The organism is Nitrospira sp., from assembly GCA_029194675.1.
Lineage (GTDB): Bacteria > Nitrospirota > Nitrospiria > Nitrospirales > Nitrospiraceae > Nitrospira_D.
Window position 1 is genome coordinate 561,114 of record JARFXP010000003.1, and the last position, 14,207, is coordinate 575,320.

Sequence of the window (14,207 nt, forward strand, 5' to 3'; positions counted from 1 at the left end):
GGCACGGCGTCTGACCCGCGCGTCAGGGTTTGGGTACGTCCGGCCGGGGATCCGGAATGAAGCCTCGACGGTTGGGCATGGAGATGCCGGGCAGTGAATGGGCATCGAGCACGGTCTCCTCGGCAATAATGCCGTTCTGGTAGAGCAACCAAGCCACGACCGAATAGATTTCGTCCGGTGAGAGGCTTTGTGGAGCAGGAAATGGCATGGCGCGATGCACGTAATCATACAGCGTCGTTGCATAGGGCCAGTAACTGCCGATGGTTTTGATCGGGTGTTGACTCGCCAAGGTGCCGGCACCGCCGACCAGGCGGTCCATCGGGCCTTCCTGCCCCGTCGGTCCATGACAAGTTGCGCAACGTGTGGCAAAGATGGCAGCCCCTTGTTTGGCGGTCCCTTGGCCTGCAGGCAATCCCTCGCCGGTCGGGGCCACATCGATGTTCCATGCCTGGATTTCTTGATCTGTGGCGGGCCGCCCCAATCCATAGCCGTGCGTCCGTTCCGGTCTGTCCGCTTGGCCGCCGGCCCATAAGATTCCTGCGCCCAGGATGATGGTGAGTCCCACTGTAAAAATGTTACGCATGAACATTGCTCACCTGCCCGTCTGCGGCAATGTGCCAACTCTGGATCGCATTGTAATGATAAACGGAGTTCACTCCGCGCACAGCCACCAAGGTCGCGCGGTCCGGTTGCCGGTACCCTGTGTCGTCCAGGCAGCGGCTCTGCAGAATCACATCCTCTCCATTCCATCGCCAATGCAAGTGAAACCTGGTATGGCACTTGGGCAGGATCGGCTCTTGTAAGGCCGCCTGCTGCCAGGATCGTCCTCCGTCCGTGCTCACCTCAACCAGCGCGATGCGGCCCCTGCCGCTCCATGCCAAGCCGCGGATCTCCACAAATCCGGGCTGGATCCGTTGTCCACCCGAGGGAGACGTAATGATGGATTTGGCCTCCATGACCATGGTGAATTGGCGGGCCGTGCCGTCCGGCATCAGATCCGTATATTGCGACGTTTCTTCGCGGGTCATGAAGGGCGCCCTGCCGAGCTTCAGCCGTCGCAACCATTTGATGCAGGTGTTGCCTTCCCAGCCGGGAATGAGCAGGCGGAGCGGATAGCCCTGTTCCGGACGGAGCGGTTCGCCGTTTTGGGCATAGCAGAGCATCGCCTCCTCCTGAATGGACGCCAGTGGAAGGCTGCGCGTCATGGCAGCCGCATCGCCGCCTTCGGCCAACATCCAGGATGCGTCGGGATGCACTCCGACTTCCTGCAGGACGGTCTTCAAGGCCACGCCGGTCCATTCACTCGTGCTTGTCAGGCCGTGGGTCTGCTGCGCTGTCTGCCCGGCTGGTTTATGCCATTCGGGCGCAGAATTGCCCGAACATTCGATGAAGGCCAACCGCGAAACGGAAGGAAATCGCTTCAAATCATCGAGGGTGAATGTCCAGGGCTGCTCCACCATGCCATGAATGAGGAGGTGGTGCTGTGCCGGTTGGATGATCGGCACGCCGTTGTGATGCCGCTCGAAATGCAAGGAGGAAGGAGTCAGGATTCCGTGCGAGTCTTGCAGGGGTGTCAGCGACGACCACCAGGAACGTGGGACACGGACGGCTTTTTCGAAGGCTGATCGCTGTCCATAGGCAGTCGGTGCCGTACCGGGCACTCGCGTGGGGTCTTGGGGCGAATTCTCCGTTGCCGCCTCAGCGGATGGTGTCACCGATCCCATGAGCATCGCGCCCACCAAGCCGGCCGTTCCGGCCAGAAGGCTCCGGCGATCCAGAAGGGATTCGCCCTCGACAGCGGGCCGGCCGCCTTCATCGGCTCGTGCTTCCTCCTGCTGGTGCTTCGTCATGTGATGCTCCTCTATTTATGAGGCGGGTAACTCTGTTCTCAAGGGAGAGTACTCAACTATAGAAAATTGCCAAAGGTGTTTCAACGGCAAAGTCGAAGATCACGTGCCGTGATCTGAATGGAGCACCCGACGTTCAAGGGGGAGAGGTGGAGCGGGATGCGGAGGTGTTACGAGGCGAGAAGTTGCTGGTCATTCCGGTCGTCTCTATGACTTGGCGCCACGTTGCATCACGGATGACTCAAGGAGGTGGAGGCCGACGGCTTGATGGACGAGAAGACTTCGGCGAGGTGCCTCCCTCACATCGAGCATAGGCTGATGTCGCTCAGGTGGTCGCTGGAGCCGGTGCTTGCGGCTATGCACAAATCGGCGATACAGCATGCTGCCGAGATCCGTCGTTCGACGAACGAGTCGCGGAAGCGTCAGTGAGTGAACTAAATTACTCAGAAGTCAGTAATATTAGGCACCACTCGGATGCTTGAAGAATGATGGCACCAGCGCAGCCCTGTGAACGATCTCAGCCAACTGCCTGGTCACGCGCTCACATCGAGCGTCTCGCCCTTCTGCAGTGGATGCAGGGCAGGGCCCGTGCGCTTGGCGTGGCTCCAGACCAGTTCGTCTGGGTTGAGGTCGGGGCATAGCCCGGCAGGTAATGCAGCGTCAGTGTGTAGTTGAGCCCCGCGACGTAGCGCGTGACCGCCGTGGTCTTGTACACCGGCAAGCTGTCTAGGATCCGACGGAGGGGCTTGCGACGGCCGCGCATCATCCGGCGCAGCAGCGTGATGAACCGCTCGCTATTCAGAGCGCCGGCATAGGTGGCAAACCAGAACGCCCCCTTGAGACTGACAGCCGAGGCGGCGCTGATGCCCTGGCTATGGCCTGCCGTAATTCAGGCACGCCGTCGAAGCGAGTGTCGACATTGTACCCGTCCCTGATGGCCTTCTCTGCCCCTTCAGGAAGATCGGCGGCACTGGCGTATCACAAACACCTTGCGCCATATTGAGCCCCTTCACGCTCGCACAAGCCTGTCTCATCGCCCGAATTTTCGATTGGGCGAGATCCGCCATCCGTCGACTGGCCGTTCGGATCGCCATACTCCTTCTTAACCATCCTGGACCGGTGTCCTTTGTGGCAGAGGATTATGCCATGGTCAAGATAGGGCCACAATTTCGAGAGCGAAAAACTCGTCGATGCCAAGACCGGTGAGTAGATTAGCGGTTACCGTCCTACCGTTCTCTCTTCTACCGGATTCAATCCATCGTAAACAAAATTGGTCGTGGTGGGACCAGTGCTGAGCCGTGTCGACGCATTGAAGTTTTGCCGGTGTTGTAAGTGGCTGGTTGTGTGTGGCTGCACAGAACAAGATCCGACCCCATTGAATTGTGCTATTCTTCAAGTTTTATAAGATATAGGTCCGGTAGTCTTCCTATCGCTGCATATCACAACACTCTCACCACTGAAGAAGAGCGCATGTTTTCTGACAGTCTGGCACGTATTGTAGAGTCGTCCAGCATCACCGACTGATAGAGAGTTCAACGCCTATTTGGTAATGGGCCAAAAATTAGACTTCACACAAACGCTGCTTTTCTTCCCTCTTCACTAGGGAACGTCTGATTAATTCACAGTTGCACGAAGCAATCTGTCCCTGGGGGAATCACTACTGGCCATCAGGTGGGAATCCGCTGGTCCGGGATCGTCTTTCTCGGGGCTCGCCCGCTCTGTCAGGCTGCCCATGACTCCGTTCGCACACGGGCTCACGAGGCTTCCGCCAGCAGCTGCCGGCGCGTCACATAGAGATTCGCCAAGCCGCAACTGATGAACAGCCAGTGGGTGTTCTTCGCCAACCCCCGGTAGCGGACGTTGGCCCACCCGAAGATCTGCTTGATCACCAAGAACGCATGTTCGACTTTCGCCCGCACCTTCGACTTCGTGCGGTTCCGGGCCCGCTCGGTCTCACTCAGGGGCCGATGGCGATGCGCTTTAGTCTGCACAAAGCTCTTAGCCCTGGGGGCGTGGTGTCGAATCACGTCGCGCTGCCCGCTATACGCGGCATCGCCCCCCACCCGCGTCTCCTGTCCATGCAGCAACTTCGGTAACCCCTGGCTGTCATGCACATTCGCGGCAGTCGCGGCCACTGAATGAATCAGCTTGGTCTGGCTGTCCACACCGATATGCGCTTTCATGCCGAAGTACCACTGATTGCCCTTCTTCGTCTGATGCATCTCCGGATCCCGCGCCTTCTGGCGATTCTTGGTTGAACTGGGCGCACTGATGATGGTGGCATCCACGATGGTCCCGCGACTGACTTTTATGCCGTGGGTTGCCAGATACGCGCCGATCCGTGCAAAGAGCCGCTCGCCCAGTTGGTGGGCTTCCAAGAGATGCCGAAACTTGCAGATCGTCGTTTCATCGGGCACGGGCTCGCGGCCCAGATCAATGCCCACGAACTGCCGCATCGCCCGTGAGTCGTCCAGCGCCTCTTCCACGGCCGGATCCGACAGGTTGAACCACTGTTGCAGACAATGGAGGCGCAGCATGCGCTCGACGCCCACCGGTGGCCGCCCGGGGCCTTCGGCCTTGGGATAGACCGGCTCAATGGCCGCCACCAGGTCCGCCCACGGCACGACACGGTTCATTTCATCCAGGAACTGCTCGCGGCGAGTGGGCTTGCGATACGGTTCAAACGTGACCTCGGCAAATGTCTGCTGTTGCATCGGATGCGCCTCCCGTTCAGTGCTGCGCTATCCGTAGCACATCTCGCGAGGAGAATAAATCAGACCTTCCCTAGCAATACGCTCTTACTTCGTCTCGCCTTAGATTCAGGCATTTGATCCCATTCAAGGCCATCTAATATCCTTCCAGCCTGTTTCTTTCGTACACCACCCCACTGTTTAAAAAAGAACGGTACATTTTTCGCGACGCAACGATCACGGATTTCTCGCACCCATTCAAGTTCCATCAAACGACTGCCTGGGCCAGATTCTCCGCCTAGGATTACCCAGTCGATACCAGATAATGGAAGTCTGGGTATTGGAGCCAGTAATGGCTCAACAGAAAGAAACCTCACGGCTGCTGGAACTTTCTGTAGGTGTCCGATGCGGTACGTATACTGTGGCGACTCGACACTTACTCCCATCCAGACGTTTTTAGGCCAAGGAAGATGCATGGCCAACTCTGCCAACCTCTCCGCTCTTTTAGTCAGGATTTGAAACACGTGCCAATGCGCAGTCACCATAGTACGGAAGACCTTTTGAATAAAGGCGTCGGGAATGTCCTCATGGAAAAGATCACTCATGGAATTCACAAAGATCACACGTGGTTCTGCCCAGTGTAGGGGCAGTTGAACGATATCCTCCTGAAGTGCGACATCAAAGCCATTGCGATAACGTTCTTGTCCCATGGCAGCGAGCCTATATGCCATCCGCTCCGCATAACAATTCTTACAACCAGGGCTAATTTTGGAACAGCCTGTTACAGGGTTCCATGTCATCTCGGTCCACTCTATATCCGTCTTTCTAGCCATTAGCATCTCCTTCTAAGAATTGTATCCGGAGATTGTCCGTCTGACCAAAAGTTCCCTTGCGACGTTTCGCATCGTGGCTAAATACCTTAATACGGTTTTTCCCTTCCAAGACTTTCAACATACTTTTAGGGTTTACGAAAGCCGTTTCATTTAAAGCAAAGTCTTTGAGAGTCTCATATGAGACAGTTTGGCCACGGAACCGATTTAATAGGCGAACGCTGTCTACCTCTGGATCGTTAAAGCGGAAAAGAGAGGTTTGATTTGAGCTACCATCGGCAAAACGATACGTTCCATCTTGATCGATAGATTTCATCGCCTCTTTCATCTTCTCAAGTCCAAGTGGATGTTGACTTGCGAAAACTAGAAAGTAATTCAGAGCTCCTTTGGTTGTCTGCATTTCGAATGCGAAGACATACCCTATATTGGGCAAGCTTCGAAGCCTCTTTTTGTACAAATCAAGCACGGCATGACAGAGTTCAGGGAAAGGTGTGGTGCCCTTCGGAGGAAGCCTCTTCCATGAACTGTCGCCGAAGATCGAAGTCAATGTCTCTTCGGAGTTTGCATTCTCTTCTGCCAGGAAGATACGGGCTATACCGTCTGCGTCAAGGTTGATCAAAACTTCTGAGCAAGGACTCTTTAAGATTTCTGCAACGCTAGTAAATGGCGCACCAGTTGCCCCAAACGGGTCAATAAAAACGAATAAGGGGTGAGACCTCTCAAAGGGCTTTGGCAATCGTGATCGAAGCTCCGCCAATCCTTCCTGAAATGACATACAAAGTGGATACGTTTTTAGTCCCCTTGCGCCATCCCAACGCCGTATCTCTTGTTGAAGGTGCTCGAATCTTTTTTCATCAGCTTCAATGAACGCACAATGAACTGTACCGGCTTTCCAGTTCTGTCCATGAGAGTCTATTGCGCCTTGCCCAGCTTTTAGTGCAGCAACCGGTGAGCCTTCTTCGTAATTCTTATACTTGCCAGGCCCAGCAAAACCATCAATGTACAAAATCTCTTGATTATGTTCCGTCAGTCCCATAATCCGGAACCAGGCATTAAGGTAGGATTTTAGAATCGTGATTTTTGCAATTGTGTGAGGAACATCGTCCCAAACAGTTTCTAATTTCTTGGGAGGCATGCGCAGCCTTTCGGAATAGGAAAGTGCGATAGGTATAGCACTTTTTGAAGTAGGCTAGTTGGGAAATGTAGTGAAAGGGTAGGTAATAGGAGGGGAATGAGGGCTAGCACCCTACGTTACGCCGCGCGGACCTGAATTTGCCCTGCAAACGGGATCACGAGGTGGTTGAGAGACGGCATTGAAAGGTTCACACTCCGATTGGGGGCACCAGGTATAAATACGTATGTCAGAGAAATCTCATGTCACCCATCTCCAAGGCAACATGTTCGGAGGCTCCGAGCCGTTTTCTGGTGCAAGCCAGCGCCATGCGGGGGTATCTCGCCTTTCATCACTTCTCTTTTGTTGCGACAAAATCTTCAAGCGCAGCGAACTAACAAACCGCAGGTCGGATCCTACCCGATTCATCTAGCGGTGGCCTGGCAGCATGATGATCGAAATAGGTTTTGTCGCGTCAGGCTGTCACCCATGGATTCCAAGATCTCGGCCAAGTTCAGCTCGAGTTGAGCTTCCTTACAGCTCCGGATCTCTTCTGGTAACGTTTTCAGAGCGCTCCAGGCGTAGAGTGCCGCCTGAAATGTATTTCTAAGCAACTCTTGCGGATTCGATATGTCTCAACACCGTAGTGTCACGCGCTGGTGATGCTCCGAAGAAGCGGGAATACTCCCGATTAAACTGCGAAGGGCTCTGATAGCCCACTTGATATGCGGCACCGGCTACTGAATAGCCTTCAAAAGCCATAAGGTTTCTGGCCTCCAATATCCTCAACTGTTTTTGAAACTGAATCGGACTCAGACCCGTTGCCCGTTTGAATTGACGGTGAAAGGTATTTATGGCCATACCGAATTGTGCCGCGACCTCTCCGATGTCTAGCGGCTGCGTATAGTTATCACGAAGCCATTTCACGGTCTGGGAAATCTTGGAGAGGTTGCTTTCTCTCAAGCCCAGCTGCCTTAGATACCACCCTTGCGGGCCCAGCAGTACACGATAAAGGATTTCGCGCTCATAAACTGGCGCAAGCGCCGGAATATCTCTCGGAGTCGTTGTTAGACGCAACAACCGCAGCCATGCTTCCATGAGTCCAAGATCGAACGCGCAAGCGGCAAAACGTTGTGAAGACGTTGGCATCAGATCTTGAGGAATATCTCGCAGCAACCTTTGAAGAATAGTCTGGTTGAACTCAAGTCCTAGGGACATGTACGGACGGCCATCACTGCTCGGATGCACGCTCGCCGTGGCGGGAACGTGTACCGGTAACACGTAGTAACAAGGACCTTTCAGGTGCGTGTCGCGTCCACCAACTGAAAGAATCTTCGTTCCTTGCACTGTAAAGCCGATCATCGGTTTGTACAGCGCAGCCAGCTGATGGTTGGGAACGTCTCCCTTGATCATGACTAGTCCCGGGACCGCGGTTTGAAGTGGCCGTGTTCCTGCCCCCTTTGTCAGGTCAACGATTTCCTTTAAAATTGTCTTCATATGCTTATTTTATGGCATCGCAGGTCTTGCTTCCAGCCTCAATTCACCAACTCGGGGAGTTTTAGGACGTCGTTGTGCCAAAAACCTATGTTTTTGAGAAGACATTTGCTCATTCCTGGTGGTTTTAGGCAATTGAAAGGCACCATCTGATCTAGGTTATTCCGGGAAATTAAACGAAGATGGACTCATCACGACCGGCGAACTTCACACGACCGGCGAAACCAAAAAGGAGAATCCGATGAAGACGAATATTGCGATCATTACCGGTGGAAGCAGCGGAATCGGAAGGGCGACGGCGCTTGAACTGGGAAAGCGCGGAACCGGGCTCATCCTCACATACAATTCTAACAAGGTTCAGGCTGAAGCAGTTGTGAAAGAAATTGAGCAAAATAGGGGAGTCCGGGCAGTAGCGCTCAAATTAGACCTGAGCCACAAATCGTCTTTCGATGATTTCACTCAGACGGTGAAAAGGTACCTTCAGGACATGTTTCACAGAACGACCTTCGACTATTTGGTTAATAACGGTGGTATTGGGGGCGGCATGGCATTCGCAGAAATAACCGAGAAATATTTCGATCAAATTCTCAACACAAACTTCAAAGGACCATTTTTTCTCACGCAACAACTCGTTAAGCTCATGGAAGACGGCGGGCGGATCGTGAACATATCAAGTTCATCCAGCAACGGCTCCTTTGTCGGCTATTCTGCCTACGGCTCCTCAAAAGCCGCCTTGTCGTCCTGGACTCGCTACCTGGCCAAAGAACTAGCACCGCGAAAAATCCGCGTCAATGCGGTTTCTCCCGGTCCTGTTCACACCAATCTTGGAGGTGGGGCATTCGACAAACATCCGGAATTCATTAAACCATTGGAAGCGCAGACGGCATTGGCCAGAATTGGAGCTCCTGAAGACCTCAGCAAAGTAATCGCGAGCCTGCTAGCGGATGACTTCGGGTGGATGACCGCTCAGGACATTGAAGTCTCTGGGGGGTTTTTGCTTTGAAACTGTGAGAAACTAAAAAACGTTCGGAATAGCTAAGAAGACGAGAGCGACGCGTGAGGTTGGCGTCACACGTCGCTCTCACTGCTGTCCAAAATAGTCGGCTGTTTCGAGTTCTTCCCCCGTGAATGCGGCATATGAGACGGTCTCTGGTCACCCATCCAGTTCAGGTTGTCCGGTCTGCTGTCCAAGATCAGGTAGCGAATAGCCTCTGTTGGGGCGGCGCTGGTATGAGCAGCGGCCGTTCAAAGGGCGCATTGAGCCAGTCCCACAGATCCCGATAGGTCAACAGATTGAAGCGGAGCAACGCGGCCAGATTCGAGAGACTCCAGGGCCACGTGGACTTCAGCTGCAGAAATTTCAACAGCAGCATCGCGAGCAGGGCGATCCAGATTTGGACCTGTACGGCGTTCTCACTCGTGCCCACAAACGTCTTGATCCGGAGATGCTGTTTCAAGGCCTTGAAGAGGAGTTCGATCTGCCAGCGCTCCCGATAGATGGCGGCAATCGTGCTGGCCGCAAGCTGCATGAGAGTGGTCAGGAACCGTAGCGGCCGCTGCTGTCTCTCATCCCAGATCGTCACCTGTCGCAGGGGGACCGAGCACCGGTCAGCCGCATGGGAACTGGTGAGACGGATCACCTCATCGACCAGCACCGGTCCGCGTGTCGGCACGGAGCGTTGCTCCAGCACTTCGTAGAGCATGTTGGTGCGTGGACGGGTGACAAATCCCACCTCGTCGACCGTCCAACGATGATAGCGGGCATAGTCGAGATACCCGCGATCGATCACCACGATGGTGCCTGGCGCAAAGGTGAGCTGTTGGGCGATCCGCACGTCGTTGGTGTCGCCGTCGGTCACGAGGGCCCAGCAGGGCAAACACCCCTGGTGATCCAGCTGCAGATGGAGCTTGATCGCCCCCTTCGTCCGCTGGAATCTGGCCCAATCGAACACCGTGGCACAGAGTTCAATGATCGTTGCGTCGAGGGTGCGCAAGGGGTGCTTGAACCGGAACCGGCGGCGCTTCAAGGCCGCGACGGCTTGGCAACGGGTGAGGACTTGATAGAAGAGCGTCTCGTACAGCTGCCAGGGCCGATGCGCATTGGCATAGGCCAGCGTGGACCGAGTCGGTGTCCGACGGATGCCAAGGTGGACGAGTTTGCCAAGGGCGGTGGCCAAGCCGCCACAGATTTCTCGAAGTGAGTGCGCACTACCCATCTGACAAAACAGCATCGCTATCAAGTGATCCCAGCAGCTGAACCCCTTGGCTGCTCGCTCAGCGGCGTGCTGTCGAACGGCCCGAGCGAAGTCCGCGCGATCGATCAGGGCGAGCATTTGCGCAAAGCAACTGGCGACGGTTACCATACTGCACCTCCGGCTTGTGGGTGCCACGGCGCGGGAACGCCGTGGATGGATGTGCGTTGAACAACCTATCCTACTCACAAGCCGGAGGCCTGTTGAGAACTTATTTTGGACAAGAGTGCGTCGCTCTACTTTTTCAGTAAGACCTGCTTTGCGGTTTGTTGTGGGGTTAGGTTGTCGGAGGTAGGGCTATCTGAAATTCGTAAACCGCAGGTCATCAAGTTCTAACAAAAGAGGGTTTTTCTCTCTCAGGCTGCCATCCTCATTCCCCCTGAAAATGGGATGACCAGGTGGGCCAGCGAGGCCATTGAAGGTGCTAAATTCCGATTGGGGACAATAGGCTAACACACTCGCTCGTTTGTAGGTGGGTCTGAGAACTGAGAATAGGGGTAGGCCTCTATTCTCAGTCCTCACACTCGCTCTGGCCTTTGGCCTGGTGTTCTTGAGACTTAACTGGGGATAATGGTGTCCATGACCGTTTTGTTGATCGCAACCGTATACTTCCTGGCCGGACGAGCTACGGCGGTCTCATAGTAATCAAAGGTCGTCTCACACACGTTCTTGAGCAATGGTTCAGCCTTGTCTTGGGACGTTTGAAGGATCTCACGCGTGAAGGCCAACAATTGACTCGGTACCCCGGTGGTCTGCCCTTGGATTTGATCCCAGGGCTTTCCGAGCCAGTTCTTATACAAGGTGAGCCATTGCTGATACGCTGACAATCCCTGTCTCACCGCTTCCTTAACCAACTGTTGGTTCTGCTCTTGCCACTGTAAGGAGGTCTCCAGTCCTTTGAGATACCCCTCCTTCCAGATTTTAGCCATGTCCATCACCTCGAACTGTCTGTCGGCGCCCGTGTTCGTGTCAGTAGCCATCACCGGTCTCCTCTCTGGTGTATCGCCTGGTTGTTCAAGCGGGTTGGGTGAGCCCTTCGTGGTTGCATCATCCGCAATGAGGCTCTGTCCTTGCGGTGCAGTCCTTTGGCCGTGTTTGGTGTCTTTCACACGTATTGTGGTTGTTCTTGACATCAAAATCCATTTCCTCTCGTTGCTGGCTCTTGGGAGTACATGCGCCTGGCCATGAATATCCAGTCGTAAGGTTTCGAGTGATCCCGATGCTGCCAGGCCGTGCGAACGTCATTTAGATGTGTGAAAGCAGAGTCGGACTTCCATCCGACACCAGATCGAAGTGTTGAGCCATTTCTTGGAAGTAGTACTGCAGGAAGCTTCGCTCATCCTCGGTCAGCGCGAACCCAGAGGCGAGCAACTGTTCATAGGTATGCTTAAAGGCGAAAACTTCGTCGCGGATATACATTTCATCACCTCTTTTGAAAAAAAAACAGACGGCAGTGTATTTCCTGGCTTTGTCCTCAGGAAATTCGGCACGAAAACCCCTCCGGTGTCCTTTGCGGACTGAACGTCGCGGTGACACAATGACTATCACTGACCTGCTGAACCGCCTCGCGCGGATTGAGTCTGTAAAACTCTTGGAGGGTAGGCCAACCTTTATCGACTAAGAACGTTGCAGCACCCATTGTATATAGATAGGGCTCCGAACTGTCAAAAGTCCTTACAGCCCTAAGTCGGATCGCAGGCTTAATGGTGTGTGAGCCTGTTTTAGCACCAGCTTGGCACCAAAAAACGTCGGACTCGGAAGAGTCACAGCTAACTTCGTTCCCCACGAGCGACAGTGGTGGTGGTCACTATTCTGCACCATTCAGAAGGGGCAACACGCGGCGTGGGACAGTTTTCCAAAAACAAAGAAGGCCTCGGACGAACCCGAATATCAGACTTCTCATCCTGTTCCCGTAAGTAGCTAGACCCGCGCCGGGGCTGGCCAGCGGAACCCGTGGAGGGGGCTCGAGTGAATCGACGAGCCGTTTTGCCTCTTCCAAGGCTGCCGTTGCGGCTTCTTGGCGGGACGCGAAGCTCCCCTCGGGGCACCCTTTCCGGTATGCCCAGCAGGTTGGTCTGAATTCAATGATCATATACGGGCACTGCCAGAGCCCGTTGGCTCGCCGTTCAGGAGCTAACTTGATCTTGCGCGTCTTATAATCCGGCATTGTTGTTTCCTCCCATCGCCACTCAGCGCATACACACGAACAATCAGGAATGCCTAGCGCTCAAGACAGGACTTTCCCATACTGAGGTTACGACGGTGTTACTGAACGGTGTTATCTTTGTAACCTTTCACGATCACGATGGTGATCGGAGGCCCCTATTTGCTCTGAACCAGCCTGGCGACTTGGCAGGCACCTCCTTCGCGAGAGACAGGATAACTCTTTCGACAGCTTAGCCGATCTAGGCTCAGGACCTATTAAATTCAGGGTTCACCAACCAGACCACATATGATTCACTTGTGAGGGGAGGTGCCGCCATGAGCCAATTGTTCCTGTTGTCGAAGAAGCAGTTTGCCCGCATAAAACCGTACGTTCCCCTGTCTCCCGGCGTTTCGCGCGTGGACGATCTGCGCGTGGTCAGCGGGATCATTTACGTCATCAAGCACGGCCTGCCATGGAAAGACGCACCGCGAGCGTACGGCTCGAATGAAAGAGAAAAGGGGACATTCTCACTCTTGTCCAAAATAAGTTTTCAACATGCCTCCGGCTTGTGAGTAGGATGGGTTGTTCAACCAACATCCGTTCACGGCGTACCCGCGCCGTGCCACCCACAAGCCGGAGGTGCCGTATGGTAGCTGTCGCCAGTTGCTTTGCGCAAATTCTCGCCCTGATTGATCGCACGGACTTCGCACGAGCGGTGCGACACCATGAGGCTGAACGAGCGGCCAAAGGCTTCAGTTGCTGGGACCATTTTGTGGCCATGCTCTTTTGTCAGATGGGCAGCGCGCACTCGCTCCGGGAGATCTGCGGCGGCTTGGCCACCGCGCTGGGTAAGTTGGTCCACTTGGGCGTCCGACGGACGCCGACCCGCTCGACGCTCGCGTCTGCCAATGCGCATCGCCCATGGCAACTGTACGAGACGGTCTTCTATCAGATCCTCACGCGATGTCAGGCGGTCGCGGCCCTGACGCGCCGCCGGTTCCGGTTCACGCATCCACTCCGGACTCTGGACACGACGATTATTGAGCTCTGTGCCACCGTGTTCGATTGGGCTCGATTTCAGCGGACCAAGGGCGCCGTGAAGCTCCATCTGCAGCTGGATCATCAGGGCTGCTTGCCCTGCTGGGCCCTGGTGACCGATGGCGATACCAACGATGTCCGGATTGCCCAGCCGCTCACCTTTGCCCCCGGCACCATCGTGGCGATCGATCGCGGGTACCTCGACTATGCCCTGTATCATCGCTGGACGGTCGGCGAGGTGGGATTTGTCACCCGTCCACGCACCAACATGCTCTATGACGTGCTGGAGCGGCGTCCCGTCCCCGCCCGTGGTCCGGTGTTGGTCGATGAGATCATTCGCCTCACCGGCCTGCATGCGGCCGACCGGTGCCCGGTCCCTTTGCGGCAGGTGATCATCTGGGATGAGCAGCACCACCGACGGCTCACCTTCCTGACCAACCTTCTGCATCTAGCCGCCAGTACCATTGCGGCCATCTATCGGGAGCGGTGGCAGATCGAACTCTTGTTCAAGGCAATCAAACAGCATCTGAAGATCAAGACGTTTGTGGGCACGAGTGAGAATGCGGTGCAGGTCCAAATCTGGATCGCCCTGATCGCGATGCTGCTGCTGAAGTTTCTGCAGCTGAAGTCCACGTGGCCCTGGAGTCTCTCGAACCTCGCGGCCTTGCTCCGCTTTAACCGGCTAACCTATCGAGATCTCTGGGCGTGGCTTGATGCGCCGTTTGAACGGCCGCTGTCGATGCCCGCCCCCACGCAAGCGCGGCTCTTTGCGTCATGATCTTGGACAGCAGCAGGGGGA

The 14,207-nt window shown here is 55.0% G+C and carries 12 protein-coding genes and 1 pseudogene; 3 read left to right on the forward strand and 10 right to left on the reverse strand.

The annotated features are described in order from the left end of the window. Positions 1–22 precede the first annotated feature (22 nt). The 7 genes and pseudogenes from P0120_17590 to P0120_17620 form a co-directional block, all read right to left on the reverse strand. Positions 23–583: a cytochrome c gene (locus P0120_17590; GenBank protein ID MDF0676125.1), complete on the reverse strand. Its 561-nt coding sequence runs from the start codon at positions 581–583 to the stop codon at positions 23–25. After that, a complete protein-coding gene (gene soxC, locus P0120_17595) occupies positions 576–1,850 on the reverse strand; it encodes a sulfite dehydrogenase (protein ID MDF0676126.1) in 1,275 nt (424 codons plus the stop codon). Before soxC ends, P0120_17590 begins: the two co-directional genes overlap by 8 nt. Before the next feature lie 456 nt (positions 1,851–2,306). Further along, positions 2,307–2,718, reverse strand: a pseudogene (locus P0120_17600) (transposase). An 883-nt stretch (positions 2,719–3,601) separates the two neighbouring features. Next, positions 3,602–4,561, reverse strand: a complete 960-nt coding sequence (locus tag P0120_17605) for an IS5 family transposase (protein ID MDF0676127.1) — start codon at positions 4,559–4,561, stop codon at positions 3,602–3,604. 59 nt (positions 4,562–4,620) lie between these two features. Then, complete coding sequence (locus tag P0120_17610; protein MDF0676128.1) at positions 4,621–5,370, reverse strand: phage Gp37/Gp68 family protein; 750 nt, start codon at positions 5,368–5,370, stop codon at positions 4,621–4,623. Continuing rightward, positions 5,363–6,502: a three-Cys-motif partner protein TcmP gene (locus P0120_17615; GenBank protein MDF0676129.1), complete on the reverse strand. Its 1,140-nt coding sequence runs from the start codon at positions 6,500–6,502 to the stop codon at positions 5,363–5,365. Before P0120_17615 ends, P0120_17610 begins: the two co-directional genes overlap by 8 nt. 582 nt (positions 6,503–7,084) lie before the next feature. Beyond that, entirely contained in the window at positions 7,085–7,975 is an 891-nt protein-coding gene (locus tag P0120_17620; protein ID MDF0676130.1) for an AraC family transcriptional regulator, read from the reverse strand. 238 nt (positions 7,976–8,213) lie between these two features. On the opposite strand from P0120_17620, the gene P0120_17625 reads away from it, so the two are divergent. Then, entirely contained in the window at positions 8,214–8,975 is a 762-nt protein-coding gene (locus P0120_17625; GenBank protein MDF0676131.1) for an SDR family oxidoreductase, read from the forward strand. Positions 8,976–9,165: 190 nt separating this feature from the next. Here the strand turns inward: P0120_17625 and P0120_17630 are convergent, their stop codons facing one another. The 3 genes from P0120_17630 to P0120_17640 all read right to left on the reverse strand — a co-directional run bounded on the left by P0120_17630 (position 9,166) and on the right by P0120_17640 (position 11,643). Beyond that, positions 9,166–10,335, reverse strand: a complete 1,170-nt coding sequence (locus P0120_17630; protein MDF0676132.1) for an IS4 family transposase — start codon at positions 10,333–10,335, stop codon at positions 9,166–9,168. Positions 10,336–10,781: 446 nt separating this feature from the next. Further along, positions 10,782–11,204, reverse strand: a complete 423-nt coding sequence (locus P0120_17635) for a hypothetical protein (GenBank protein ID MDF0676133.1) — start codon at positions 11,202–11,204, stop codon at positions 10,782–10,784. A 265-nt stretch (positions 11,205–11,469) separates the two neighbouring features. After that, on the reverse strand, positions 11,470–11,643 hold the full coding sequence (locus P0120_17640; GenBank protein ID MDF0676134.1) for a hypothetical protein: 174 nt from the start codon (positions 11,641–11,643) through the stop codon (positions 11,470–11,472). A 1,062-nt stretch (positions 11,644–12,705) separates the two neighbouring features. Here P0120_17640 and P0120_17645 point away from each other — a divergent pair. Together P0120_17645 and P0120_17650 are read left to right on the forward strand one after the other, a co-directional pair. Then, the gene (locus P0120_17645) at positions 12,706–12,942 is read left to right on the forward strand and encodes a transposase (GenBank protein MDF0676135.1); all 237 of its coding nucleotides are present in this window, start codon (positions 12,706–12,708) and stop codon (positions 12,940–12,942) included. Between the two features lie 74 nt (positions 12,943–13,016). Further along, positions 13,017–14,186: an IS4 family transposase gene (locus P0120_17650; protein ID MDF0676136.1), complete on the forward strand. Its 1,170-nt coding sequence runs from the start codon at positions 13,017–13,019 to the stop codon at positions 14,184–14,186. Positions 14,187–14,207 lie beyond the last annotated feature (21 nt).